The organism is Pseudomonas chlororaphis subsp. piscium (assembly GCF_003850345.1).
GTDB lineage: Bacteria > Pseudomonadota > Gammaproteobacteria > Pseudomonadales > Pseudomonadaceae > Aquipseudomonas > Aquipseudomonas piscium.
This window is the reverse complement of record NZ_CP027707.1, coordinates 6,821,914-6,847,637: the sequence shown is the minus strand read 5'-3', so window position 1 is coordinate 6,847,637 and position 25,724 is coordinate 6,821,914. Positions and strand designations below refer to the sequence as shown.

General features: G+C 62.7%; 24 protein-coding genes. 14 read left to right on the top strand and 10 right to left on the bottom strand.

Annotated elements, in window-relative coordinates; genetic code table 11:
• Positions 1-135: 135 nt before the first annotated feature.
• On the bottom strand, positions 136-591 hold the full coding sequence (gene dut, locus C4K38_RS31215; protein WP_016703155.1) for a dUTP diphosphatase: 456 nt from the start codon (positions 589-591) through the stop codon (positions 136-138).
• Positions 592-596: 5 nt separating this feature from the next.
• Positions 597-1,805 carry a bifunctional phosphopantothenoylcysteine decarboxylase/phosphopantothenate--cysteine ligase CoaBC gene (gene coaBC / locus C4K38_RS31210; protein WP_007921117.1) on the bottom strand — a complete coding sequence of 403 codons (1,209 nt, stop codon included), beginning with the start codon at positions 1,803-1,805 and terminating at the stop codon, positions 597-599.
• A 131-nt stretch (positions 1,806-1,936) separates the two neighbouring features.
• On the opposite strand from coaBC, the gene radC reads away from it, so the two are divergent.
• Positions 1,937-2,611 (top strand): RadC family protein, encoded by a 675-nt coding sequence (gene radC, locus C4K38_RS31205; protein ID WP_053281427.1) that lies wholly within the window; start codon positions 1,937-1,939, stop codon positions 2,609-2,611.
• Between the two features lie 7 nt (positions 2,612-2,618).
• Here the strand turns inward: radC and C4K38_RS31200 are convergent, their stop codons facing one another.
• Positions 2,619-4,208 carry an ABC transporter substrate-binding protein gene (locus tag C4K38_RS31200; protein WP_053281426.1) on the bottom strand — a complete coding sequence of 530 codons (1,590 nt, stop codon included), beginning with the start codon at positions 4,206-4,208 and terminating at the stop codon, positions 2,619-2,621.
• Positions 4,209-4,754: 546 nt separating this feature from the next.
• On the opposite strand from C4K38_RS31200, the gene rpmB reads away from it, so the two are divergent.
• Together rpmB and rpmG are read left to right on the top strand one after the other, a co-directional pair.
• Positions 4,755-4,988, top strand: a complete 234-nt coding sequence (gene rpmB / locus C4K38_RS31195; RefSeq protein WP_007921114.1) for a 50S ribosomal protein L28 — start codon at positions 4,755-4,757, stop codon at positions 4,986-4,988.
• Positions 4,989-4,999: 11 nt separating this feature from the next.
• Positions 5,000-5,155: a 50S ribosomal protein L33 gene (gene rpmG / locus C4K38_RS31190; protein ID WP_003177274.1), complete on the top strand. Its 156-nt coding sequence runs from the start codon at positions 5,000-5,002 to the stop codon at positions 5,153-5,155.
• Between the two features lie 58 nt (positions 5,156-5,213).
• Here rpmG and C4K38_RS31185 read toward each other — a convergent pair whose 3' ends face one another.
• The gene (locus C4K38_RS31185; protein ID WP_053281425.1) at positions 5,214-5,576 is read right to left on the bottom strand and encodes a cupin domain-containing protein; all 363 of its coding nucleotides are present in this window, start codon (positions 5,574-5,576) and stop codon (positions 5,214-5,216) included.
• A 235-nt stretch (positions 5,577-5,811) separates the two neighbouring features.
• Here C4K38_RS31185 and C4K38_RS31180 point away from each other — a divergent pair, with 235 nt between their 5' ends.
• Both C4K38_RS31180 and C4K38_RS31175 read left to right on the top strand, forming a co-directional pair.
• Positions 5,812-7,305, top strand: coding sequence for an aldehyde dehydrogenase (locus C4K38_RS31180; protein WP_053281424.1), 1,494 nt, complete (start codon positions 5,812-5,814; stop codon positions 7,303-7,305).
• Between the two features lie 143 nt (positions 7,306-7,448).
• Positions 7,449-8,597: an MFS transporter gene (locus tag C4K38_RS31175; protein WP_053281423.1), complete on the top strand. Its 1,149-nt coding sequence runs from the start codon at positions 7,449-7,451 to the stop codon at positions 8,595-8,597.
• Positions 8,598-8,693: 96 nt separating this feature from the next.
• On the opposite strand, the gene C4K38_RS31170 is transcribed toward C4K38_RS31175, so the two are convergent.
• Both C4K38_RS31170 and C4K38_RS31165 read right to left on the bottom strand, forming a co-directional pair.
• On the bottom strand, positions 8,694-10,262 hold the full coding sequence (locus C4K38_RS31170; RefSeq protein WP_124345327.1) for a phospholipase D family protein: 1,569 nt from the start codon (positions 10,260-10,262) through the stop codon (positions 8,694-8,696).
• Between the two features lie 60 nt (positions 10,263-10,322).
• The gene (locus C4K38_RS31165; protein ID WP_025807021.1) at positions 10,323-11,753 is read right to left on the bottom strand and encodes an aminotransferase-like domain-containing protein; all 1,431 of its coding nucleotides are present in this window, start codon (positions 11,751-11,753) and stop codon (positions 10,323-10,325) included.
• Positions 11,754-11,933: 180 nt separating this feature from the next.
• Here C4K38_RS31165 and C4K38_RS31160 point away from each other — a divergent pair, with 180 nt between their 5' ends.
• A complete protein-coding gene (locus tag C4K38_RS31160) occupies positions 11,934-12,179 on the top strand; it encodes a DUF1127 domain-containing protein (RefSeq protein ID WP_025807022.1) in 246 nt (81 codons plus the stop codon).
• 104 nt (positions 12,180-12,283) lie between these two features.
• On the opposite strand, the gene C4K38_RS31155 is transcribed toward C4K38_RS31160, so the two are convergent.
• The gene (locus tag C4K38_RS31155) at positions 12,284-13,597 is read right to left on the bottom strand and encodes an NAD(P)/FAD-dependent oxidoreductase (protein WP_053281421.1); all 1,314 of its coding nucleotides are present in this window, start codon (positions 13,595-13,597) and stop codon (positions 12,284-12,286) included.
• A gap of 148 nt (positions 13,598-13,745) precedes the next feature.
• On the opposite strand from C4K38_RS31155, the gene C4K38_RS31150 reads away from it, so the two are divergent.
• The gene (locus tag C4K38_RS31150; protein WP_009051553.1) at positions 13,746-14,099 is read left to right on the top strand and encodes a YkgJ family cysteine cluster protein; all 354 of its coding nucleotides are present in this window, start codon (positions 13,746-13,748) and stop codon (positions 14,097-14,099) included.
• Between the two features lie 112 nt (positions 14,100-14,211).
• On the opposite strand, the gene C4K38_RS31145 is transcribed toward C4K38_RS31150, so the two are convergent.
• On the bottom strand, positions 14,212-14,700 hold the full coding sequence (locus C4K38_RS31145) for an Lrp/AsnC ligand binding domain-containing protein (protein WP_007932443.1): 489 nt from the start codon (positions 14,698-14,700) through the stop codon (positions 14,212-14,214).
• A 156-nt stretch (positions 14,701-14,856) separates the two neighbouring features.
• On the opposite strand from C4K38_RS31145, the gene dadA reads away from it, so the two are divergent.
• From dadA to C4K38_RS31115, 6 genes are all read left to right on the top strand, one after another.
• The gene (dadA, locus tag C4K38_RS31140) at positions 14,857-16,158 is read left to right on the top strand and encodes a D-amino acid dehydrogenase (protein ID WP_053281447.1); all 1,302 of its coding nucleotides are present in this window, start codon (positions 14,857-14,859) and stop codon (positions 16,156-16,158) included.
• Entirely contained in the window at positions 16,130-16,483 is a 354-nt protein-coding gene (locus tag C4K38_RS31135) for a RidA family protein (protein WP_025807025.1), read from the top strand. The genes dadA and C4K38_RS31135 overlap by 29 nt, the downstream gene beginning before the upstream one ends.
• 91 nt (positions 16,484-16,574) lie before the next feature.
• A complete protein-coding gene (gene alr, locus C4K38_RS31130) occupies positions 16,575-17,651 on the top strand; it encodes an alanine racemase (RefSeq protein WP_053281420.1) in 1,077 nt (358 codons plus the stop codon).
• Positions 17,652-17,779: 128 nt separating this feature from the next.
• Positions 17,780-18,328: a cupin domain-containing protein gene (locus C4K38_RS31125; protein ID WP_007932420.1), complete on the top strand. Its 549-nt coding sequence runs from the start codon at positions 17,780-17,782 to the stop codon at positions 18,326-18,328.
• A 183-nt stretch (positions 18,329-18,511) separates the two neighbouring features.
• Positions 18,512-18,925, top strand: a complete 414-nt coding sequence (locus C4K38_RS31120) for a c-type cytochrome (RefSeq protein ID WP_053281419.1) — start codon at positions 18,512-18,514, stop codon at positions 18,923-18,925.
• A 134-nt stretch (positions 18,926-19,059) separates the two neighbouring features.
• Positions 19,060-20,985 (top strand): acetyl-CoA hydrolase/transferase C-terminal domain-containing protein, encoded by a 1,926-nt coding sequence (locus C4K38_RS31115; protein ID WP_053281418.1) that lies wholly within the window; start codon positions 19,060-19,062, stop codon positions 20,983-20,985.
• Between the two features lie 103 nt (positions 20,986-21,088).
• Here C4K38_RS31115 and C4K38_RS31110 read toward each other — a convergent pair whose 3' ends face one another.
• Both C4K38_RS31110 and rep read right to left on the bottom strand, forming a co-directional pair.
• A complete protein-coding gene (locus C4K38_RS31110) occupies positions 21,089-21,658 on the bottom strand; it encodes a xanthine phosphoribosyltransferase (RefSeq protein ID WP_053281417.1) in 570 nt (189 codons plus the stop codon).
• 87 nt (positions 21,659-21,745) lie between these two features.
• Positions 21,746-23,755: a DNA helicase Rep gene (gene rep / locus C4K38_RS31105; RefSeq protein WP_025807029.1), complete on the bottom strand. Its 2,010-nt coding sequence runs from the start codon at positions 23,753-23,755 to the stop codon at positions 21,746-21,748.
• A gap of 266 nt (positions 23,756-24,021) precedes the next feature.
• Between rep and C4K38_RS31100 the strand changes: the two genes are divergently transcribed.
• The gene (locus tag C4K38_RS31100; RefSeq protein ID WP_053281416.1) at positions 24,022-25,695 is read left to right on the top strand and encodes a putative bifunctional diguanylate cyclase/phosphodiesterase; all 1,674 of its coding nucleotides are present in this window, start codon (positions 24,022-24,024) and stop codon (positions 25,693-25,695) included.
• Positions 25,696-25,724: the final 29 nt, after the last annotated feature.

Below are 25,724 nucleotides of genomic sequence, written 5' to 3'. Positions count from 1 at the left end.
GAGCGTCAGCTCTTTTTCGACCACCTTCAGCCTTGATTCCGGGCGGCTCAGTCTCTGAGTAAAGCAGCAGAATTTTAGTGTTGAAACACAGCCCGCCAATCTCAGGCCGAGCTGTTGGCTCGGCCCGTTTTTTTCTTAATGGCTGCCGGAGTGACCGAAACCGCCCGCGCCACGCTGGCTTTCGTCGAAGGCTTCGACCACTTCGAAGTGCGCCTGGACCACGGGCACCAGTACCAACTGGGCAATGCGTTCGCCCACCGCGATGTTGAACGCGGTCTGGCCACGGTTCCAGCAGGAAACCATGAGTTCGCCCTGGTAATCGGAGTCGATCAGGCCGACCAGGTTGCCCAGGACGATGCCATGTTTATGACCCAGGCCGGAGCGCGGCAGGATCAGCGCGGCGAGGCCAGGATCGCCGATGTAGACGGACAGGCCGGTAGGAATCAGCAGGGTCTGGCCCGGTTCCAGGATGGTGTCCTGCTTGAGCATGGCGCGCAGGTCGAGGCCGGCGGAGCCTGGCGTGGCGTACTGCGGCAGAGGGAATTCATTGCCGATGCGTGGGTCGAGGATCTTGGCTTGTAAAGCGTGCATGCGAGTTAAACCTGGTTCAGCCGTTCGGCGATGAAAGAGATCAGTTGGCGGGCAATCTTGCCCTTGCTGGTCTGGGCGAAGAGAGTTGCGTGCAACTCCCGGTCAATCACGCTGCAGGCGTTTTCCTCGCTGTTGAAGCCAATGCTCGGGTTGGCCACGTCGTTGGCGACGATCAGGTCGAGGTTCTTGTCCTTGAGTTTGCGCGCAGCGTAGTCGAGCAAGTGTTCGGTTTCGGCGGCGAAGCCGACGCTGAACGGACGGTCGGGGCGAGTGGCGATGGTGGCCAGGATGTCCGGGTTGCGCACCATCTGCAGCAGCAGGCCGTCGCCGTTCGTAGGGTCTTTCTTTAATTTCTGTGGGGCGACGACTTCCGGGCGGTAGTCCGCGACCGCGGCCGAGGCGATGAACAGGTCGCAGGGGATGGCGGCCTCACAGGCGGCGAGCATGTCGCGGGCGCTGACCACGTCGATGCGGGTCACGCGATCCGGGGTCGGCAGGTGCACCGGGCCGGTGATCAGGGTCACCCGGGCGCCGGCTTCGACCGCGGCTTCGGCCAGGGCAAAGCCCATTTTCCCGGAACTGTGGTTGGTGATGTAGCGCACCGGGTCGATGTTTTCCTGGGTCGGGCCGGCGGTAATCAGCACGTGTTTGCCGGTCAGTGCCAGGTGCTGGAAGCAGTCGGCGGCGCACAGCGCCAGATCGTTGGCTTCGAGCATGCGGCCGAGGCCGACGTCGCCGCAGGCCTGGCTGCCGGACGCCGGACCGAAGACTTTCAGGCCGCGGCTTTGCAGCAACTGGGTGTTGGCCTGGGTGGCAGGGTCGCGCCACATGGCCTGGTTCATCGCCGGGGCGATGGCGACGGTGGCATCGGTGGCCAGGACCAGGGTGGTCAGCAGGTCGTCGGCGATGCCTTGGGCCAGGCGGGCGATCAGGTCGGCCGTGGCCGGGGCGATTAGCACCAGGTCGGCCCATTTGGCCAGTTCGATATGGCCCATGGCGGCTTCGGCCGCGGGGTCGAGCAGGTCCAGGTGGACCGGGTGCCCGGACAGGGCCTGCATGGTCAGTGGGGTGATGAATTCACTGCCGCCACGGGTCATGACCACCCGCACTTCCGCGCCGTGGTCGAGGAGTCGGCGAACCAGCTCGGCGCTCTTATAGGCAGCGATGCCGCCGCCGACGCCGAGAACGATGCGTTTCCGATACAGCCGCTGCATAGGCCTGCCTTTCAGTTCAATGATTGCTGCGTGTAACACCCCCTCCCCAGGGGAAAATCCACGCAAAAAGATGGGCTAAGATAGCACAGCGACCGCTATGGAACAGCGGCGCCCACACACATGGAGGTGCTATGAGCATTCGCGACTGGCCTGCGGCGGAGCGTCCGCGGGAGAAGCTTCTCGAGCAGGGCGCGCTGGCCCTTTCCGACGCCGAATTGCTGGCGATCTTCCTGCGCACCGGGGTCGCCGGAAAAAGCGCGGTCGACCTGGCGCGACACCTGTTGCATCAGTTCGGCAGCCTGCGTGGCCTGCTCGAGGCGGACCAATTGACCTTCAGCCGACAGCTGGGCCTGGGCCCGGCCAAGTTCGTGCAATTGCAGGCGGTGCTGGAAATGGCGCGGCGGCACCTGGCGGAAAAGCTCAGTCGCAATTCGGTGCTGGAAAGCCCGGTGGCGGTTCGCGACTACCTCAAGGCGATGCTGCGGCATGAACCGCATGAGGTCTTCGGTTGTCTGTTCCTTGACTCCAAGCACCGGGTGCTGGCGTTCGAGGCGCTGTTCCAGGGTTCGATCAACACCACCAGCGTCTATCCGCGGCAGGTGGTCAAGCGTGCCCTGGCGCACAACGCGGCGGCCTTGATCCTGTGCCACAACCATCCTTCGGGCGTGTCCGAGCCGAGCCAGGCGGATCGGGTGCTGACCCGCAGGCTCACGGAGGCACTGGACCTGGTGGATGTGCGCGTACTCGACCATTTCATTGTCGGCGAGGGCGAGCCACTGTCGATGGCCGAGTACGGCTGGATATAGCCCTCGGTCAGGGTTTGAGGCTGACCTTCGAGTAATCCTGGCGACCGAACGGGCTGACCTGATAACCCTGGACTTCCTTGCGCGTCAGGGCGAAGGCGGTCGGATGGGCTAGCGGCAGCCACAGGGCCTGCTGCTGGATCTGGGTTTGCGCCTGCTGGTAGAGCTTGCTGCGCACACCCTGCTCGGTGGTGGTCTTGCCGGCGGTGATCAGCTTGTCCAGGCCCGGGTCGCAGTAGCGGGCGAAGTTGGTCCCGGACTTCACCGCCGCGCAGGTGAACTGCGGGGTGAGGAAGTTATCCGGGTCGCCGTTGTCGCCGGCCCAGCCCATGAACAGCAGGTCGTGTTCACCGGCCTTGGCTCGACGGATCAGTTCGCCCCATTCGATCACGCGGATCTCCGCCTGGATCCCGACTTCCGCCAGGTCCGCTTGCAGTTGTTGCGCGCCCAGGCTCGGGTTGGGGTTCAGCAAGCTGCCGGAAGGGCGGGTCCAGATCGTGGTCTGGAAACCGTCTTTCAGGCCGGCCTTGGCCAGCAGTTGGCGCGCTTTTGCTGGGTCGTGAGCGTAGCCCGGCAGCTCCTTGGCGTAGCTCCAGGTGTTGGGCGGGAAGGGGCCGTTGGCGGGTTCCGCGGTGTTTTCGAAGACCGCTTTCAGGTAGTTGGCCTTGTCGAAGGCGAGGTTGATGGCCTGGCGCACTTCAGGTTTGTCCAGCGGCGGGTGCTGGCTGTTGATGGCGACGAACGCGGTCATGAAGGCCGCGGTTTTCTCGACCTTGAGCGCCGGCTCTTCAAGCGCGGCGGTCACGTCCAGCGGCTTGGGCGACAGGGCGATCTGGCATTCGTTGCGGCGCAGCTTCTGCAGGCGCACGTTGGCGTCCGGGGTGATGGCGAAGATCAGCGAGTCCACTGCCGGCTTGCCGGCAAAGTAGTCGGGGTTGGCCTTGTAGCGGATCGAGGCGTCTTTCTGGAAGCGGCCGAAAACGAAGGGCCCGGTGCCGATCGGCTGACTGTTGAGCTTGTCCTGGGTGCCGGCCTTGAGCAGTTGGTCGGCGTATTCGGCGGAGTAGATCGACGCAAACCCCATGCTCAGGGTGGCGAGGAAGGTCGAATCGGCATGGTCGAGGGTGAAGCGCAGGGTCAGCGGATCCAGAGCGTCGATCTTCTTGATCAGCGCCGGCAGCTGCAACGACTGGGCATGGGGATAACCGCTCTGCGCCACTTTATGCCAGGGGTTGGCCGGGTCGAGCATGCGGTCGAAGCTGAACTTCACGTCTTCGGCGGTCAGCTCGCGGCTCGGGTTGAAGTACGGGGTGCGGTGAAACTTCACTTTCGGGTGCAGCTTGAACACATAGGTCAGGCCGTCGGCTGAGACTTCCCAGCTGTCGGCCAGGCTCGGTACCACCTTGCCGCTGCTGGCGTCGAAGTCCACCAGGCGATTCATCAGCACGTCGGCCGAGGCGTTGGTGGTGGTCAGCGAGTTGTACTGCACCACGTCGAAACCTTCCGGGCTGGCCTCGGTGCACACGCTTAACGCAGCGGCGTGGGCCAGCGGGCTCAGAAGAAGAGGGGCGAACAGGAGCGGGAGGGCAGCGAGGCGCATGTTTGGCTTCCTTTGCAGATCGAAGGCCCATCTGCGAGTGCAGTCTGGAAAAGGCTTACCCTAGTGGCCTCGCTGGAAAATGACTATCCCCTTTTTTGGCCTGCGGGCTGGAAAGCTTTGCGCTTATTGCTGTGCCAAGCCTCTCTGCGGCCGGCTGCCATGGTCACATCAGGCATAAATTGACAGAGGCTTTTTCCATATAATTGACCTGGAGTGACCGTCACAGTGGTTGTTCATGCCGGTTTTGCCGCCTGATTCGCCCGCGGAAAATTTATTCTGCGACGAGCGGTCAGCCATGGCGCCAGCCTTTGGTGCAGGCATCCGGAGCCAGAAAACAGGGACTTTTCGAAATCCAAAGCACACCGGCTGTTGTTGCTACGGGGTCTTTCTGGTATAAAGCAGCGCTCTTTTCTAGGGGCCCGGTTCCTTCGCTTGTAGGTGTAGCCGGTAAGACCCTAAAGAAACGCGGCGCCTGGCGCCAAATGACTGAGAGATTAAGCGGCCAACCCATGCCGGGTTGGGCATGTGGTTTTAGAGGGCTGAGGCATGTCGAGAGTCTGTCAAGTTACCGGTAAGGGTCCGGTGACTGGGAATAACATTTCCCACGCAAACAACAAAACCCGTCGTCGTTTCCTGCCGAACCTGCAGCATCACCGCTTCTGGGTTGAGTCCGAGAAACGTTTTGTGCGTCTGCGCGTATCTGCCAAAGGCATGCGTATCATCGACAAGCGTGGCATTGATGTCGTGCTGGCCGAACTTCGTCGCGATGGCAAGGTTTAAGGGAGCTAATCATGCGTGAATTGATTCGTTTGATTTCGAGCGCCGGTACTGGTCACTTCTACACTACCGACAAGAACAAGCGCACTACTCCGGACAAAATCGAGATCAAGAAATATGATCCGGTTGTTCGTAAGCACGTGATCTACAAGGAAGGCAAAATCAAGTAATTGATTTTTCTTCTGACAAAAAAACCCGCCTTCAAGCGGGTTTTTTTGTGCCTGGGGTTCAGGCTTTCGGTTCGAAGATCACATAGATCTTGCGGCACGGCTCCAGCACCTCCCAGGTGCCCTTGAAGCCAGCGGGAATGACGAAGCGATCGCCGGCGCGCAAGGTCTTGGCATTGCCTTCGCCGTCACGCAGGACCGAAACCCCCTGCACGATCTCGCAGTACTCGTGCTCGGTGTAGCTCACCGTCCACTGGCCGACCGCGCCTTCCCAGACCCCGGCGTTCATCTGGCCGCACGGGCTGTTGTAGTGGTTGAAGACGGTTTGTTCAGGGTCGCCCTTGAGGACTTTTTCCTGGGCGGGGCGGTACCGCTCGGGCGCAGTGTTGGCCTGATTGAAGTCGACGATGTCCTGGATGTTCATGCTGGTATTCCCCCCTGATTGCGCTGCGAGTGGCTGGAAAGCCCAAAGTCTATGTTTATTAAAATGAACATAGCAATGGCGTTTGCCCGGCCCCTGTCAAATATATTGAAACTTCGGGTGCCGCTGGTTTAGGGTGGCGAATGCCATGGGCCGAAGCAGGCTGGCCGGGCAGAATTCCTGAAGGTGCCGGCATCGATCGCGTGGCGCCTGTATCCAACAAGAGGAGGACACTCGCATGACCACCCTGACTCGAGCCGATTGGGAACAACGCGCCCGCGAGCTGAAAATCGAAGGCCGCGCCTACATCAATGGTGAATACACCGCCGCCGTTTCCAACGAAACCTTCGAATGCATCAGCCCGGTCGATGGCCGTCTGCTGGCCAGTATTGCCAGCTGTGACGCCGCCGACGCGCAACGTGCCGTGGAAAACGCCCGCGCCACCTTCAACTCCGGCGTCTGGTCGCGCCTGGCGCCGACCAAGCGCAAAGCCACCATGATTCGTTTTGCCGGCCTGCTGAAGAAGCACGCCGAAGAGCTGGCCCTGCTTGAAACCCTGGACATGGGCAAGCCGATCAGCGACTCCCTGGGCATCGACGTTCCGGGCGCGGCGCAAGCGCTGAGCTGGAGCGGCGAAGCCATCGACAAGATCTACGACGAAGTTGCCGCCACTCCTCACGACCAGCTGGGCCTGGTGACTCGCGAGCCAGTGGGCGTGGTCGGCGCCATCGTGCCGTGGAACTTCCCGTTGATGATGGCCTGCTGGAAACTCGGTCCGGCGCTGTCCACCGGTAACTCGGTGATCCTCAAGCCGTCGGAAAAATCGCCGCTGACCGCTATCCGTATCGCTGCCCTGGCCGTCGAGGCCGGGATCCCGGCCGGCGTGCTCAACGTGCTGCCAGGTTATGGCCACACCGTGGGCAAGGCCCTGGCCCTGCACATGGACGTCGATACCCTGGTGTTCACCGGTTCGACCAAGATCGCCAAGCAACTGATGGTCTACTCCGGCGAGTCGAACATGAAGCGCGTCTGGCTGGAGGCGGGCGGCAAGAGCCCGAACATCGTGTTCGCCGATGCCCCGGACCTGCAGGCCGCGGCCGAATCCGCGGCCAGCGCCATTGCCTTCAACCAGGGCGAAGTCTGCACCGCCGGTTCGCGCCTGCTGGTGGAGCGCTCGATCAAGGATAAATTCCTGCCGCTGGTGATCGAGGCCCTCAAGGCCTGGAAACCGGGCAACCCGCTGGACCCGGCCACCAACGTCGGCGCGCTGGTGGATACCCAGCAGATGAACACCGTGCTGTCGTACATCGAGTCCGGCCATGCCGACGGCGCCAAACTGGTGGTGGGCGGCAAGCGCACCCTGCAGGAAACCGGCGGGACTTATGTTGAGCCGACCATCTTCGACGGCGTCAGCAACGCGATGAAGATTGCTCAGGAAGAGATCTTCGGCCCGGTGCTTTCGGTCATCGCCTTCGACACGGTGGAAGAAGCCATCCAGATCGCCAACGACACGCCTTATGGCCTGGCCGCGGCGGTATGGACGGCCAATATCTCCAAGGCCCACCTGACCGCCAAGGCGCTGCGTGCCGGCAGCGTCTGGATCAACCAGTATGACGGCGGCGACATGACCGCACCGTTCGGCGGCTTCAAGCAGTCGGGCAACGGTCGCGACAAGTCGCTGCACGCGTTCGACAAGTACACCGAGCTGAAGGCGACCTGGATCAAGCTGTAATTCAAGGGGCGCGGATATCGGGCGTCTGAACAGACGCCATCCCGCGCACCGTTACCCGATCCATATCGCAGCCGGACTTTCCGCAAGGGAGGTCCGGCTGCGTTGTCTCTGTCATGAAAAAAACCATCCACAGGAGCGTGGAAATGCGCTGGGCAACTTACTTCGCCGTTTTGGCGGCTGTCCTGAGTGTGGGCCTGGCCCTGGGCGTGAGCATGCCGCTGGTGTCGTTTCGCCTGGAGAGCTGGGGTTATGGACCCTTTGCAATCGGGGTGATGGCCTCGATGCCGGCGATTGGCGTCTTGCTCGGGGCGAAGGTTTCCAGCCGTCTGGCGGCGCGCTTCGGCACGGCGGGACTGATGCGCCTGTGCCTGTGGGGCGGGGCGATCTCCATTGGCCTGCTGGCGCTGTTGCCGAGTTATCCCCTGTGGCTGGTACTGCGGCTGATGATTGGTGTGGTGCTGACCATCGTCTTCATTCTCGGCGAAAGCTGGATCAACCAACTGGTTGTGGAGCAGTGGCGCGGTCGCCTGGTGGCGCTGTACGGCAGCAGCTACGCCCTGAGCCAGTTGGCTGGCCCGCTGCTGCTGGGAGCCTTGGGCACCGAGCATGACTACGGTTTCTGGGTGGGCGTCGTGCTGCTGGTGGTGTCGCCCCTACTGCTGATGGGCCGCAGCGGTGCGCCGAGCAGCGAGTCCTGCAGCGTGACCTTCGGCGATCTGTGGCGGTTCTGCCGTGGCCTGCCGGCCATTGGCTGGGCGGTGGCGCTGTTCGCCGCGTTTGAAGCGATGATCCTGACCCTGCTGCCGGTCTATTGCCTGCGCCAGGGGTTTACCGAGGACATCGCCCTGGCGATGGTCAGCACCGTGGTGGTGGGCGATGCCTTGTTGCAGCTGCCGATTGGCGCCTTGGCCGACCGCGTATCGCGGCGTGCCTTGTTTGCTGGCTGTGCGGTGATCCTGCTGCTGTCGAGCCTGGCCATTCCGTTGCTGCTCGACACCCTGCTGATCTGGCCGCTGTGGGTGCTGTTCGGCGCCAGCGCCGGCGGCCTGTTCACCTTGTCGTTGATTCTGATCGGCGAACGCTACCGTGACGATGCGCTGGTACGCGCCAATGCCCACGTCGCCCAGCTGTGGGGTATCGGTTGCCTGATCGGGCCGCTGGTGGCGGGGGCGGGCAGCCAGTGGATCAGCGGGCATGCCTTGCTGTTGCTGATGGCGGCCGGGGCCCTGGGGCTGATTGTGCTGTTGTTGCGTGAAGGCGCGTTTGGCGCGGCCCAGCCACAAACCTTGTAGGAGCGAGGCTTGCCCGCGATGAGGGACTGACAGGCAACATCCTGGTTGAATGTGATTCCGCTATCGCGAGCAAGCTCGCTCCTACAGGAGAAGGGGTCAGAGCATCCGTTCAAAGCCGATGGTATTGCTCATCCAGGCATTGAAGCGCCGCCACCAGCTGCCCGGCTCGCGGCTCAGGGTGTGCAGTTGCTGGTTGTCTTCGGTGACCCAGACCAGCTTGCCGTCCTGCAGCTTCGCTTCGTAGCTCAGGGCAGGCGCCATGCCTTGCAGCGCCAGGCTGCGAACGCGCTCGGCCAGCTCGGGGCTGTCCACCAGCACCCCGACTTCGGTGTTCCACAGCACCGAGCGCGGGTCGAAATTGAAGGAGCCGATAAAGGACTTCTGACGGTCGAAAATCATCGCCTTGCTGTGCAGGCTGGAGTCCGAGCCGCGATACGAGCCACTGTGAAACAGATGGGGGCCGCTGCCGCCGCCGTTACCGGGTTGGCGCCTGAGTTCGTAGAGTTTCACGCCGTGTTGCAGCAGCGCCTTGCGATAGGGCGCGTAGCCACCGTGGACCGCCGGTACGTCGGTGGCTTCCAGGGAGTTGGTCAGCAGGCTCACCGCAACCCCGGCGTCGGCGCGCCCGGTGAGGTAGACCAGGCCTGGTTGGCCGGGGACGAAGTAGGCCGAAACCATCATCAGCTCTTTGCTGACACCTTGCAGCTCTGGCGCCAGCTGGGTGGTCAGCAGCAGGCGCGGGTCGGGCTCGCCGTTGGACAGGACCTTGCTCGGGGCATCCCACAGCGCCTGGTTCCAGGCCCAGACCAGCTCTTTGCGCCAGGCGTTCATGCGTGGCTGGGTCCGATAGGTCTTGAGCTCCTGAAACAACGCATGGTTCTGTTGCTGCGCCTCGCCCAGCGATTGCTCCAGGCGCAGCCGGGTGTTGGCCAGTTCCCTGGCCGATGGCAGGCGTGACAGAAACTCGCCGATGGGTTTGCTCAGGGCACTGTTCCAGTACTGGTCGAAGCTGTGCCCGAGCTGTTCGGCCACCGGGCCGACGCCGAGGATGTCGATGTCGGTGAAGTTCAGGTTGGGTTCAGCATCGAAGTACTCGTCCCCCAGGTTGCGCCCGCCGACGATAGCCGCGCTGTTGTCCGCCAGCCACAGCTTGTTGTGCATCCGTCGATGTTGCCGCGACAGGTTGAACAGGCGCCCCATGGTACGGGTCACGCCGGTGCTGCGTCCCAGGTGCAGGGGGTTGAACAGGCGGATCTGTACCTGCGGATGGGCGGCGAGGGTGGCGATGATCTGGTCCAGGCCGTCGCTGGTGGTGTCGTCCAGCAGAATACGGATGCGCACGCCGCGGTCGGCGGCCTTGAGCAGTTCGTCCACCAGCATCCGGGTGCTGATGCCGTCATGGACGATGTAGTACTGCAGGTCGAGGCTGCTTTGGGCATTGCGGATCAGTTCGGCGCGGGCCATGAAGGCTTCGCTGCTGTCGGACAGCAGACGAAAGCCGGAGCGACCCTGGTAGGGGGCGGCCTGGGCCTGGATCGAGCGACCGAAGGCCGAGTCGGCGGCCGGCAGCGCCTGGCTGGGCTCACGAGGCACATTCAGGCTGACGCAGCCGCTCAGGCACAGTGCGATCAGCATAAGGGAAGCCAGGGCTTGTCTGGATCTCAAGTCAGCTCATCTCGAATCGCAGCGGTGGTCTAGCCGTGACGCCGGTTTCACAGGAAAAAGTCAGTCCGTTGCGCGCTCTTCAGCCAGCAGCTTGATGGCAGCGGCCCCCACTTTGCGCACGGCTTCCTCGATCTGTGGGGTTGGCTTGGCAGCGTAGTTCATCCGCAGGCAATTGCGGTACTTGCCCGAGGCCGAAAAGATGCTGCCCACCGCAATCTGTACGCCCTGGCCGAGCAGCGCACGGTTCAGGCGCAGGGTGTCGAAGCCTTCCGGCAGCTCGACCCACAGCATGAACCCGCCCTGTGGCCGGCTGGCGCGGGTACCGGTGGGGAAGTAGCGGCTGACCCAGTCGATCATCAGGTCGCGGTTGCGTTGGTACTGGGTGCGCATGCGCCGCAGGTGGGGCTCGAAATTGCCGCTCTTGAGGAATTCGGCGATGGCGATCTGCGGTTGCGGAGCGGTGGAGCCGGTGCTGATGTATTTCATGTGCAGCACCCGTTCCAGGTAGCGCCCGGGCGCGACCCAGCCGATGCGCAGCCCCGGCGCCAGGGTTTTGGAGAAGGAGCTGCAGAGCAGCACCCGGCCATCGTCGTCGAACGACTTGATGGTCCGCGGGCGTGGGTAGGTGTAGGACAGCTCGCCATACACATCGTCTTCGATGATCGCCACATCGAAGCGCTGGGCCAGGGTCAGCAGGGCCCGTTTGCGCGACTCCGGCATGATATAGCCCAGCGGATTGTTGCAGTTGGGGGTCAACTGTATGGCCTTGATCGGCCATTGCTCCAGGGCCAGTTCCAGGGCGTCGAGGCTGATGCCGGTGAGCGGGTCGGTGGGGATTTCCAGGGCCTTCATGCCCAGGCCCTTGAGGGTCTGCATGGCGCCGTGGAAGCTCGGCGAGTCGACGGCGACGATGTCCCCGGGCTCGCAGGTGGCACGGATGCTGGTGGACAGGGCTTCATGGCAGCCGGTGGTGATCACCAGGTCGTTGGCGCCGAGCTGGCAGCCGGAGTCGAGCATCAGCCGCGCCAGCTGTTCGCGCAGTTCATGCACGCCGTAGATGGTGTCGTAATACAGACCGGGCATGTCCTGGCGCCGGCTGATGCGGGCCAGCCCGCGCAGCAGGGGCTTGAGGGTCGGGCTGGTGACGTCGGGCATGCCGCGACCCAGCTGGACGATGTCCTTGCGCGGCACGCTGCGGATCAGTTCCAGCACCTGGTCCCACTGCGAAATCTCCACCGGCCGCTGCGCCGGCCGGCCCACCGCGGGCAATGCCGGCAGCTCGCGGCTGACCGGCACGAAGTAACCGGACTTGGGCTTGGGCGTCGCCAGGCCGCTGTCCTCCAGCACCCGATAAGCCTGCTGCACGGTACTCAGGCTGACCCCGTGTTCGACACTCAAGGCCCGTACCGACGGCAGCCGGTCGCCGGGGCGATAGAAGCCTTGTTCGATACGTGTGCCCAGCAGTTCGGCGAGATTGACGTACAGGGTCATGGCGCAGCCTCGGGGTGATTTAATCGGGTAACCAGTACAGATGGTGCAAAATTACAGGATTCAGCCCAGATAGGGGGAATTCTGTATGGGGATAATAGCGGATCTTTGAATCTGTAATGGTTTTTGGTTCCCGCGCATGATGTCTGCTCATAGCGACCCAAGTAAACAGGAGCAGCAAAAATGAATGGCTTGAGCGATGTGCGTCTGTCGTTACACAGTCAGGAACTGGCGGCTGGGCAGGAGCGGGCAGCAGGGGCGACGTCCGTCCACAATGCGCCGTCCGGCCTCGGTCTCTGGGGCTTGTACTGGCATCGACTGCGTACACGCAAGGCGCTGCTTGAGCTGACCCCCGAACAGTTGCGCGATATCGGCCTGAGTCGCGAACAGGCGCGGCAGGAAGGGCTCAAGCCGTTCTGGCGGCTTTGAACATTCGCTGACAGGTCGTTGCTGGCGCAACGACCACAAAAAGGCCGCATCCGACTTCACCGGATGCGGCCTTTTTCATGTCTGTCGCGTGGCGACTACAGCTATCAGACCAGCTCTTTCAACCGATGCCAGAGCATCCCCAGCACCAGCAGGGGCGAGCGCAGGTGCTTGCCGCCCGGGAAGGTGATGTGCGGGACCTGGGCGAACAGGTCGAATCCGCCGCTCTGCTGGCCACTGATGGCTTCGGCCAGCAGCTTGCCGGCCAGGTGCGTGGCATTCACGCCGTGGCCCGAATAGGCCTGGGCGTAATACACATTGGGCTGGTCCTTGAGCCGGCCGATCTGCGGCAGGCGGTTGGCGCCGATGCCGATCATGCCGCCCCATTGATAGTCGATCTTCACGGCCGCCAGCTGCGGGAACACCTGCAGCATCTTCGGCCGCATATAAGCAGCAATGTCCTGCGGGTCGCGGCCGGAATAATGGCAGGCGCCGCCGAACAGCAAGCGGCGGTCGGCCGAAAGGCGGTAGTAGTCCAGGGCCACCCGCTGGTCGCAGACCGCCATGTTCTGTGGCAACAGGGCATGGGCCAGCTCTTCGCTCAAGGGCTCGGTGGCGATGATGTAGCTGCCGGCTGGCAGCACCTTGCCACCCAGTTGCGGGTTGAGATCGTTGAGGTAGGCGTTGCACCCCAGCACCAGGCTGTTGGCGCGCACCGATCCCTGGGCGGTATGGACTTTGACCAGCGGCCCGTAATCGATACGGGTCACGGCCGAGTGTTCGAACAGGCGCACACCCAGTTGCTGCGCCACCGCGGCTTCGCCCAGGGCCAGGTTCAGCGGGTGCAGGTGCCCCGAGCCCATGTCGATCAGGCCGCCGACGTAACGGTCGGAACCCACCACGCTGTGCATCTCATGGGCTTGCAGCAGGCGGGTTTCATGGCGATAGCCCAGGTCGCGCAGCTCTTGGGCATCTTCGGCGAAACCTTCGAGGTCGCGCGGTTTGTTGGCCAGGTCGCAATAACCCCAGGTCAGGTCGCAAGGGATCTGGAAGCGTTCGATGCGCTGGCGGACGATTTCCACCGCTTCCAGGCCCATCAGTTTCATCTGGCGTACGCCGTCTTCGCCGATTATTGGGGCGAACTGCTCGAGGCCGTGACCCACCCCGCGAATCAGTTGCCCGCCGTTGCGCCCGCTGGCGCCCCAGCCGATCTTGCGCGCTTCCAGCAGAATGACGCTGAGCCCGCGCTCGGCCAGCTCGATCGCGGTGTTGAGCCCGGAGAAGCCGCCGCCGACCACGCAGACATCCGCCACCTGCTCGCCGGCCAGCGCCGGATATTCGGGCTGGGGCAGGCTGCTGGCGGCGTAGTAGGAGGCGGGGTGCGAATGGCCTGGCCCCGACGGCTGAACACGGGTGCTCATGTGGATCATCCTGATTCGTGTGTTTGGAAAATTTGACGGAGCATAAGCCGGACCTTTCCGGCGCGGCAACATTGGTCGGCCAGTGCTGTCTGGAACAGGGCTTTTAGGGCAAAATCGCCGCCTCTCCATACTCCCGGTAAGCGCTTCGATGAGCTGCAACAGCCAGAAAGTCCGCATGCTCCGACAGCAGATCCCCTCGTTCGAGTGCGTGCCCGGCTGTCATGACTGCTGCGGTCCGGTCACTACCTCGACCGAAGAGATGTCGCGCCTGCCGCGCAAGACCCGGGCCGAGCAGGACGCGGCGATGGAAGAGCTGAACTGTGTGCACCTGGGGCCCAACGGCTGCACGGTGTATGACGAGCGGCCGCTGATCTGTCGCCTGTTCGGGACCACGCCGAGCCTGCCATGCCCCAATGGCCGGCGCCCGGTGGAGCTGATCCACCCCCGGGTGGAGAAGCAGATCCATGAATACATGGCGAGCACCCGGCAGGTGCTGGTCTGATCCAAAGCCATCGCGGGCAAGCCTCGCTCCTACGGGGGTCGCCTAACCTGTAGGTGCGAGGCTTGCCCGCGATAGCGATTACCCTGACGACACAGGTCCCGGCCGGCTGCAATCAATCCGGAATCGGCAGGCTCAGGCTCTCTTTCACCTCTTCCATCACGATATAGCTCTTGGATTCGCGCACGTGGGGCAGTTTGAGCAGGATGTCGCCCAGCAGTTTGCGGTACGAGGCCATTTCGGAAATCCGCGCTTTCACCAGATAGTCGAAGTCCCCCGACACCAGGTGGCATTCCAGTACGTGCGGCAGTTTCAGCACCGCGCGCCGGAACTCCTCGAAGGTGTCGCCGGACTTGTAGTCCAGGCTGATTTCGACGAACACCAGCAGGCTACCCTTGAGGTGCTGCGGGTTGAGGCGGGCGTTGTAGCCCATGATGATGCCTTCGCGCTCCAGGCGGCGGACCCGCTCGGTGCACGGTGTGGTCGACAGCCCGACCTTTTCCCCCAGCTCGGTAAAGGAGATGCGTCCATCGGCCTGCAGGATGCGCAGGATATTGCGATCGATCTTGTCTAGCTCGCGCTTTGTCTGATGGTTGGTACGCATAGGGGATGCGCCTCCGTGAAAAGGGTTTTTGCCGAGAATTCTCGCCAAATATAGGCGTTTATATAGTGAAAAGCACTGGCCGTTGCTTTTTATACTGCGCGCATCTTCGCTCTGAATAACAAACGTCAGCGGTTATCCGCGATGAGGGATATGAAAATGCGCGTTCTGGTCTTGGGTAGCGGCGTGATCGGTACCACCAGTGCCTACTATCTGGCCCGTGCCGGTTTCGAAGTGACCGTTGTCGACCGTCAGCCGGCCGTTGCCATGGAAACCAGCTTCGCCAACGCCGGCCAGGTTTCGCCGGGTTATGCCTCGCCCTGGGCCGCGCCGGGCGTACCGCTCAAGGCCATCAAGTGGCTGCTGCAGCGCCATGCGCCGCTGGCGATCAAGGCCACCGCCGACATCGATCAATACCTGTGGATGGCGCAGATGCTGCGCAACTGCACCGCTGCCCGCTACGCGGTGAACAAGGAGCGCATGGTCCGCCTGTCCGAGTACAGCCGCGACTGCCTCGACGAACTGCGCTTGGAAACCGGCATCGCTTATGAAGGCCGCAGCCTGGGGACCACCCAGCTGTTCCGCACCCAGGCGCAACTGGATGGAGCGGCCAAGGATATCGCCGTGCTCAAGGAGTCCGGCGTGCCTTTCGAGCTGCTGGACCGTGAAGGCATCGCCCGCGTCGAACCGGCCCTGGCCAGCGTCACCGACATCCTGGCCGGCGCCCTGCGCCTGCCGAACGACCAGACCGGCGACTGCCAGATGTTCACCACGCGCCTGGCGCAAATGTGCTCCAAGCTGGGTGTGGAATTCCGCTTCGACCAGGACATCCAGCGCCTGGACTTCGCCGGCGACCGCATCAATGGCGTCTGGATCGACGGCAAGCTGGAAACCGCCGACCGCTACGTGCTGGCCCTCGGCAGCTACTCGCCGCAACTGCTCAAGCCGCTGGGCATCAAGGCTCCGGTGTATCCGCTCAAGGGTTACTCGCTGACCGTGCCGATCACCAACCCGGCCATGGCCCCGACTTCGACCATCCTCGACGAAACCTACAAGGTGGCGATCACCCGTTTCGACAACCGTATTCGCGTTGGCGGCATGGCTGAAATCGCCGGTTTTGACCTCTCGCTGAACCCACGCCGGCGCGAAACGCTGGAGATGATCGTCAACGATCTTTATCCTCAGGGCGGTGATCTGTCCCAGGCCAGTTTCTGGACCGGCCTGCGTCCTACCACCCCGGACGGCACGCCGATCGTCGGCGCCACGCCCATGCGCAACCTGTTCTTGAACACGGGGCATGGCACGCTTGGCTGGACCATGGCCTGTGGTTCCGGTCGTCTGCTGGCTGACCTGATGGCGAAGAAAAAGCCGCAGATCAGCGCCGAAGGTCTCGATATTTCTCGTTACGGTAATCCTCAGGAGCCTGCAAAACATGTCAATCCAGCGCCAGCTCACCAATGAGCGCATGAGCCAGATCGTCGTTCACAACGGCACCGTGTATCTGGCCGGGCAAGTCGGCGACGACATGAACGCCGGGATTGAGCAGCAGACCCGTGAAACCCTCGCCAATATCGAGCGTTTGCTGGATCTGGCCGGTACCGACAAGTCGCGCCTGTTGTCGGTGACCATCTACCTGAAGGACATCGATGCGCACTTCGCCGGGATGAACAGCGTATGGGACCAGTGGATGCCAAAAGGCGTCGCGCCAGCCCGCGCAACCGTCGAAGCCAAGCTTTGCGAGCCGGAAATCCTGGTCGAGCTGTCCGTCGTGGCCGCTCTGCCTTAAGCAAGATCCCTCTCCCGGCGCTACCGATAGTTAACCCTGTCGGCCGGCGCCGGTTTTTTCTTCCCACATGACCGCCTAGAAGTCTGCCGCCATGCGTCCTGCCCGTGCCCTGATCGATCTTCAAGCCCTGCGTCACAACTACCAACTGGCCCGCGAAGCGTCGCCGGGCGCCCGTGCGCTCGCGGTGATCAAGGCCGATGCCTATGGCCATGGCGCGGTGCGCTGCGCCCAGGCGCTGGAAGCCGAGGCCGATGGCTTTGCCGTGGCCTGCATCGAAGAGGCCCTGGAGCTGCGGGCGGCGGGGATTCGCGCGCCGATATTGCTGCTCGAAGGTTTTTTCGAGGCCGACGAGCTGGACCTGATCGTCGAGCATGATTTCTGGTGCGTGGTGCATTCGTTGTGGCAGCTGGAAGCCATCGAGCAAGCCACCGTCGCCAAGCCGCTGACGGTATGGCTCAAGCTGGATTCGGGCATGCACCGCGTCGGCCTGCATCCCAAGGATTATCAGCCGGCCTATCAACGGCTGCTGGCCAGCGGCAAGGTGGCGAAGATCGTGCTGATGAGCCACTTTGCCCGCGCCGACGAGCTCAGTTGCAGTCGCAGCGACGAGCAGGTCGCGGTGTTCGAGGCGGCGCGCCAGGGCTTGTCCGCCGAGATCAGCCTGCGCAACTCGCCAGCCGTGCTCGGTTGGCCGCACATCCCCAGCGACTGGGTGCGCCCCGGCATCATGTTGTATGGCTCTACCCCGTTCGAAGAGCCGCATCCGCTGGCCGCGCGCCTGCAACCGGTGATGACCCTGGAGTCGAAGGTGATCTGCGTGCGCGAACTGCCGGCCGGCGAGCCGGTGGGGTATGGCGCCAAATTCGTCACGCCGCGGCCGATGCGTATCGGCGTGGTGGCCATGGGGTACGCCGACGGTTATCCGCGGCATGCGCCGACCGGTGCGCCGGTGCTGGTGGCGGGGCAGCGGACCCAGCTGCTCGGCCGGGTATCCATGGACATGCTGTGCATCGACCTGACCGACGTGCCAGAGGCCGGGCTGGGTTCTACCGTCGAGCTGTGGGGCAAGAACATTCTCGCCAGCGAGCTGGCGGCCGCCGCCGATACCATCCCTTACCAGCTGTTCTGCAACCTGCGCCGGGTGCCACGCGTCTATTCCGGGGACTGAGCAGCGCCGCGCACTGCCGAAAGTCGCCTTGCCTCCTGGGATTGGGGCCCAAGTGTTGTAAATACTGAACGCTATCGCCATGATAACGCTCAACTAGAACAACGCCTGATCCCTAGGAGGCTGCCGCATTGGACGTCGGTGAACGACTGCAATCCATCCGTAAACTCAAAGGCCTTTCCCAGCGTGAACTCGCCAAGCGCGCGGGCGTCACCAACAGCACCATTTCGATGATCGAGAAGAATAGCGTCAGCCCCTCGATCAGTTCGCTGAGAAAGGTTCTTGGCGGTATTCCCATGTCGATGGTCGAGTTTTTCTCGGAAGAAATCCTCCAGGAAAAACCCACCCAGATCGTCTACAAAGCCAACGAGTTGATCGATATTTCCGATGGCGCGGTGACCATGAAACTGGTGGGCCGGGCGCATCCGAGCCGGGCGATCGCTTTTCTCAACGAGATCTATCCACCGGGCGCCGATACCGGGGAAGAGATGCTCACCCATGAAGGCGAGGAAACCGGGATTCTCGTGGAAGGACGCCTGGAGCTGGTGGTGGGCCTTGAGACATTCGTGCTCGAAGCCGGTGACAGCTACTATTTCGAAAGCACCAAGCCACACCGTTTCCGTAATCCTTTCGATGCACCCGCGCGACTAATCAGCGCAGCCACGCCCGCGAACTTCTAATAGAAGAGGCGTCCTGCAAGGATTGCAGCGGTGCCCGAAGCAGCATTTCGCCTCTCTCTAATCCCCCTTTGAATCTAGGGTTGTTTCAGAGTGGCGGGCTAACCGCTATACTTGCGCCCGCCCGCGAAACCGTGGCCGTGGGCGTGACTAGCCACCATTGAGGGTGTACGCGTGAACCTAATTATGAAAATGCTGGCTGCACCAGCAACCGTATTGGCCCTCTGGGCTGTCAGCGCTCAAGCTGCGACCAACGACGACATTGCCAAGCGCCTCGAGCCGGTTGGCCAGGTCTGCGTCCAAGGTCAGGAATGCAAGGGCATGGAAGTCGCTGTTGCCGCCGGTGGCGGTGGTGCGAAGACTCCAGACGAAGTGATTGCCAAGCATTGCAATGCTTGCCACGGCTCCGGCCTGCTGGGTGCGCCGAAAATCGGCGACGCCGCAGCCTGGAAAGACCGTGCGGATCACCAGGGCGGTCTCGACGGTCTGCTGGCCAAGGCCATCACTGGCTTGAACGCAATGCCGCCTAAAGGCACCTGCGCCGACTGCTCCGATGACGAGCTCAAAGGCGCGATCCAGAAAATGTCCGGTTTGAAATAAGCCCGCATCTTCCGCAAAAAAGCCGCTTACGAGCGGCTTTTTTCATGCCTGCGATTCGACCGGGACTGTTCATTGCAGCAAAGACCCGGCAATCTCGGTCCAACCTCAATTCATGGAAGGTTCTGGAGGATCGGATGGTGCAGTCATGTTCTATCGAGCTGGCGGTCGATGAGGTCCTGGCACGCTTGCCGGCGCATATTCACATGGGCATGCCCCTGGGGCTGGGCAAACCCAACCGCTTCGCCAATGCCCTGTATCGTCGGGTCGCGCAGCTGCCCGAGCGTCAGTTGACCATTTACACCGCCCTGAGCCTGGGCCGCCCGCCATTGGGCGATGGCCTGCAACGGCGCTTCCTCGAACCCTTTATCGAACAGGTCTTCGGCGACTACCCCGAGCTGGAATTCCTTGCCGACCTGCACCGCAACCAGGTGCCGGCCAATATCCATATCGAACAGTTCTTCATGCAGCCCGGCAGCCTGCTCAACAGCGCGACGGCGCAGCAGGATTACGTCTGCAGCAACTACAGCCACGCCGCGCGCGACATCAATGCCGCCGGCCTGAACCTGGTCGCCCAACTGGTGGCCCGGGACCCGCAACAGGCCGACCGCCTGAGCCTGAGTTGCAACCCGGACATCACCCTCGACCTGTTGCCGATGATCGCCGAGCGCCGCGCCGCCGGTGAAACCATTCTGCTGCTGGGCCAGGTGCATCGCGACCTGCCCTACATGCCGGGGGACGCCGAGCTCGACGCCGCCACCTTCGACCTGCTGATCGACGAAGAGGAGGGCAGCACGCTGTTTTCCACGCCGAACATGCCGGTGGGTTTCCAGGATCACTTTATCGGTTTGCACGCCAGCACCCTGGTGCGCGATGGCGGCACCTTGCAGATTGGCATCGGCTCCATGGGCGATGCACTGACAGCGGCATTGCTGGCGCGCCAGGCGGACAACGACGGCTATCGGGCGCTGCTGGCGGACCTGGAGATCCAGTGCTGGAAGCCGCTGATCGAGCGCGAAGGCGGGGTGGAGCCTTTCGCCAAGGGCCTTTATGGCTGCAGCGAGATGTTCGTCAACGGCCTGCTGGCCCTGGCCGATGCCGGCATCGTACGGCGCAAGGTCTATCCCTCGGTGGCCCTGCAGCAGCAGGCCAACGCCGGGACGCTGGATGAAGACCAGGCGCTGGGCGGGGTGTCGGTGCATGGCGGCTTTTTCCTCGGGCCGCGCAGCTTCTACCAGCGCCTCAGGGATCTGCCCAAGAGCAAGCTCGGCGAGTTCAACATGACCGCCATCAGCTACATCAACGAGCTGTACGGCAACGAAGAACTCAAGCGCCTGCAGCGCCTGGATGCGCGCTTTATCAACAGCTCGATCATAGTCACCCTGCTCGGCGCCGGGGTGGCGGATCAGCTGGAAGACGGCCGGGTGCTCAGTGGCGTCGGCGGGCAATACAACTTCGTTGCCCAGGGCCATGCGCTGCGAGGCGCGCGCTCGATCCTGATTCTGCGCAGCTGGCGCGAATCCGCGGGCCTGGTCAGCTCCAACATTGTCTGGGAGTACGGCCATTGCACCATCCCGCGGCACCTGCGGGACATCGTGGTCACCGAGTACGGCATCGCCGATCTGCGCGGCAAGACCGATGCGAAGGTGATCGAGGCGCTGCTCAATATCAGCGACTCGCGGTTCCAGCCGGGCCTGATCGAACAGGCGCAGAAGGCCGGCAAGTTGCCCAAGGATTTCCACCTCGATTCGCGTTTCAGCGACAACCACCCGCAACGCCTGCTAGCGATCCAGGCGCAGCATCGGCATCTGTTCCCGGAGTATCCGTTGGGCAGCGACTTCAGCGCGGAGGAGCGGGATTTGCTGCGGGCGCTGAACTGGCTGAAGAGCAAGTTCAAGCTCAGCGAGATTCTCGAATTGGGCAAGGCGGCGCTGGACGCTCCACCGCCCGAGGCCTTCCCGGCGCATCTGCAGCGGATGCAACTGGTGAAGCCCGATGGTTGGCGCGAGGAGATCTATCAGCGTTTACTGCTGGCCGCATTACGCGAGACGGCGCAGGCATAAGGTAGACGCCTGGCAGCGTCATCGCGGGCAAGCCTCGCTCCTACAGATGCGGGTGGCGTCTGTAGGTGCGAGGCTTGCTTGCGCTTGAAGAGGCGAAGCCTCTTTAGATAAAGGTCACCACGCCACCGGCCAGGGACTTGACCCGGGCCAGGGATTCCACGCGATAGCCTTGCGCGTCCAGTTCGGCGCGGCCGCCCTGGAACGACTTCTCGATCACGATGCCCAGGCCGGCCACGGTAGCGCCCGCTTGCTTGATGATCGAGATCAGTGCCTGGGACGCCTTACCGTTGGCCAGGAAGTCATCGATGATCAGCACGCGGTCGCTGCTGGTCAGGTGACGCGGGGAAATCGCCACGGTGCTTTCGGTCTGCTTGGTGAACGAGTACACGGTCGCCGACAGCAGGTTCTCGGTCAGGGTCAGGGACTGGTGCTTGCGCGCGAAGATCACCGGTACGCCCAGGTTCAGGCCGGTCATGATCGCCGGAGCGATGCCCGAGGCTTCGATGGTGACGATCTTGGTGATGCCCGAATCCTTGAACAGCGTGGCGAATTCGTCGCCGATCAGCTTCATCAAGGTCGGGTCGATCTGGTGGTTCAGAAAGGCGTCGACTTTCAGGACCTGGTCGGAAAGCACTATGCCTTCTTCGCGAATTTTCTTGTGCAGTGCTTCCATGAAGCTTTCCTCTGTTGGCGCCTTGGGCGCCTGAGCTCTGATAAAAGGTGTTCGGTTAAAAATGCTGCGGCTAAAAAGTGTTCGATTCTAGCGTTTTAACATCGCCCGTATATCCGCCAGCGCGTTATTGCCGCGAACAGCTTTGACTTCGGTCGGGGTGTCGTCGTTGCCTTCCCACGCCAGGTCGTCCGGCGGCAGTTCGTCGAGGAAGCGGCTGGGGGCGCAGTCGATGACTTCACCGTACTGCTTGCGCTTGGCGGCGAAGGTGAAGGCCAGGGTCTGGCGCGCGCGGGTGATGCCCACGTAGGCCAGGCGGCGTTCTTCCTCGATGGTATCGGCTTCGATACTGGAGCGGTGGGGGAGGATTTCCTCCTCCATGCCCATGATGAATACATAGGGGAATTCCAGGCCCTTGGACGCATGCAGGGTCATCATCTGCACGCCCTCGGCGCCGTCTTCCTCTTCCTGCTGACGCTCCAGCATGTCGCGCAACACCAGCTTGCCGATGGCGTCTTCGACGGTCATTTCGCCGTCTTCGTCTTTTTCCAGGGTGTTCTTCAGCGCCTCGATCAGGAACCACACGTTACCCATGCGGTAGTCGGCGGCCTTGTCGCTGGAGCTGTTGGTGCGCAGCCAGTTCTCGTAGTCGATGTCCATGACCATGCTGCGCAGGGCGGAGATCGGGTCTTCGCCGGCGCACTGCTCGCGCACCTTGTCCATGAAGCGCTTGAAGCGCGCCAGGCGGTCGGTGAAGCGGCTGTCCAGGTGTTCGCCCAGGCCGATTTCGTCGGTGGCGGCGTACATCGAGATCTTGCGTTCGGTGGCGTAGTTGCCGAGCTTTTCCAGGGTGGTGGAGCCGATTTCCCGGCGCGGCACGTTGATCACCCGCAGGAAGGCGTTGTCGTCGTCCGGGTTCACGATCAGGCGGAAGTAGGCCATCAGGTCCTTCACTTCCTGGCGGCCGAAGAAGCTGTTGCCGCCGGACAGGCGATAGGGAATCTGGTGATGCTGCAGCTTCAGCTCGATCAGCTTGGCCTGGTAGTTACCGCGATAGAGGATCGCGAAATCGCTGTAGGGCCGGTCGGTGCGCAGGTGCAGGCTGAGGATTTCCATGGCCACCCGCTCGGCCTCGGCGTCCTCGTTGCGGCAGCGGATCACGCGGATCTCGTCGCCGTGGCCCATCTCGCTCCACAGCTGTTTCTCGAACTCGTGGGGGTTGTTGGAGATCAGCACGTTGGCGCAGCGCAGGATGCGGCTGGTGGAGCGGTAGTTCTGCTCGAGCATCACCACCTTCAAGGACGGGTAGTCCTCCTTGAGCAGCATCAGGTTTTCCGGGCGGGCGCCGCGCCAGGCGTAGATCGACTGGTCGTCGTCGCCCACCACGGTGAACTGGTTGCGCTTGCCGATAAGCATTTTCACCAGCAGGTACTGGCTGGCGTTGGTGTCCTGGTATTCGTCCACCAGCAGGTAGCGCACCTTGTTCTGCCACTTCTCCAGGATGTCAGCGTGCTCCTCGAACAGCTTCACCGGCAGCAGGATCAGGTCGTCGAAGTCCACCGCGTTGAACGCCTTGAGCGTGCGCTGGTAGTGGGTGTAGACGATGGCCGCGGTCTGTTCCTTGGGATTGCGCGAGTTTTCCAGGGCCTGGGCCGGCAGGATCAGGTCGTTCTTCCAGGCGCCGATCATGTTCTTGATCTCGTCGACGCCGTCGTCGCCCGAGTATTCCTTTTGCATGATGTCGGTCATCAGGGCCTTGACGTCGGTCTCGTCGAAGATCGAGAAGCCCGGCTTGTAGCCCAGCCGCACATGCTCCTTGCGGATGATGTTCAGCCCCAGGTTGTGGAAGGTCGACACGGTCAGGCCGCGGCCCTCGCCACTGCGCAGCAGGGTGCCGACCCGTTCCTTCATCTCCCGCGCGGCCTTGTTGGTGAAGGTCATGGCGACGATGTACTGCGCGCGAATGCCGCAGTTCTGGATCAGGTGGGCGATCTTGCGCGTGATTACACTGGTCTTGCCGGAGCCAGCACCGGCGAGCACCAAAAGAGGGCCGCCGACATAGTTCACGGCTTCTTGCTGCCGGGGATTGAGTCGGGACATGACGAAAAAAGGGGTCTGTAACGAAATGGGCGGGCATTTTAACAGGATGAACGGATTCTGCTGCTCTCTCCGACTTGTGACGCAGCACGCTATCTAAATTTGCCGGTTTTGATACTTTCCCTCAGGATGCGCGCTGAATATGCGTCTAATGTTCGAGTTAGAGCGGTACAAGAAATTGCGTTTGATAATCAATATCATTTGTCATTGTTTATCTACGCGTCATAATGCCCGCCGCCAACTTCTATTACAGAGTCTAGGGAGCTAGCTTGTCTAAGCCTGTCGAACCCTTGCGCTTGCTGCTGCTGGCCGAAGAGCCGGCGTGGGCAGCGTTGTTGCGCGAGTGTCTCGCTCCGTTGGGAGACTCGGTGGTGCTGATCAGTGCGCCGACCTGGGAATCTGTCAGCCGTCTGTTCGACGAAGATCGCTCTGCGATTCTGTTAACCGTTCCCCAACTGCAACCGGCACCCGGTCGTTGCAGCCTGCCCACGGTATTGCTGCTGGAGCAGGAGCCGCTGAATACGCCAGCCGGCGCCAGCGACTGGCTGGTGAATAAAAATCTCAGCGCCGATACAGTGCGCCGTTGCCTGCGCCATGTGCGCGAGCGCGGGGTGCTGGAAAGCACCCTGTTGCGCCTGGCCGAGCAGGACCCTTTGACCGGCATCGCCAACCGCCAAGGTTTCCAGACCCTGCTGGCGGCGCGCCTGGCGGAAAACGAAGGGCGCGGACTGGCGCTGGGGCACCTGGACCTGGACAACTTCCGGCATGCCAACGATGCGTTGGGCCACCAGGCCGGCGACCGGTTGATCCTGCAAGTGGTCTCGCGGCTCAAGAGCCAGCTTGAGGCCGGGGACCAGCTGGCGCGCCTGGGTAGCGACGAATTCGCCCTGCTGATCGATACCCGCCGGGCGCCGCAACGCGCCGAGTGGATGGCCGAACGCATCGCCGAAGTCATGGCCGAGCCGTACTGGATCGACGGTGAAAGCCTGTTGATCGGCTGCAGCCTGGGCATCGCCCACGCCAGGGCGAATGCCGGCGCCGACCCGCTGATGTGGCACGCGCACATCGCCATGCAGCAGGCCAAAAGTACCCAGGGCTGTACCTTTCATATCTTCAACGAACGCATCAACCGCAATGCCCGCAGCCTCGCCGACCTGGAAAGCGAACTGCGCCGGGCCTTGCGCCGCGACGAGCTGGAGCTGCACTACCAGCCGCGCCTGAACCTGCATGACGGGCAGATCGTCGGCCTCGAAGCCCTGGTGCGCTGGCGCCATGGCGAGCGCGGGTTGTTGCCGCCGAGCGAGTTCGTGCCGCTGGCCGAGCAGAGCGGCCTGATCGTGCCGCTGGGCTACTGGGTGATTTCCCGGGCGCTGCGCGACATGCAGGCCCTGCGCGAACGCGGCCTGGCGCCGCTGCACATGGCGGTCAACCTGTCGTTCCGCCAGTTCCAGGACAGCCAGCTGCTGTCGACCCTCAGCCGGCTGATTGCCGAGCGTGGTGTCGAGGCGCAATGGCTGGAGTTCGAGCTGACCGAAACCGCGGTGATGCGCCGCAGCGACCTGGTCAAGCAGACCATGGATGCGCTGGGCAGGCTGGGGGTGCGGTTTTCCCTGGACGACTTCGGCACCGGGTTCTCGTCTTTCGTGCACCTCAACAGCCTGCCGATTGCCCTGCTCAAGATCGACAAGAGCTTCGTCGGCGGCATGGAGCAGCGCGAAGAGAACCGCAAGCTGGTGCACGCCATGATCAACCTGGCCCACAACCTCCATCTCGAGGTGGTGGCCGAAGGCGTGGAAACCCCCGAACAGTTGGCGTTGCTGCGCAGCTTCGGTTGCGATCAGGCGCAGGGCTACCTGATCAGCAAGCCGCTGCCGCTGGCGGAACTGGTGGAATACCTGACGTTTGGCAGAAGCCAGCAGGCCCTGGCCGGCGAGGTCATCTGACGGCACCCCGCCATAGCTGCAGGCGCAAT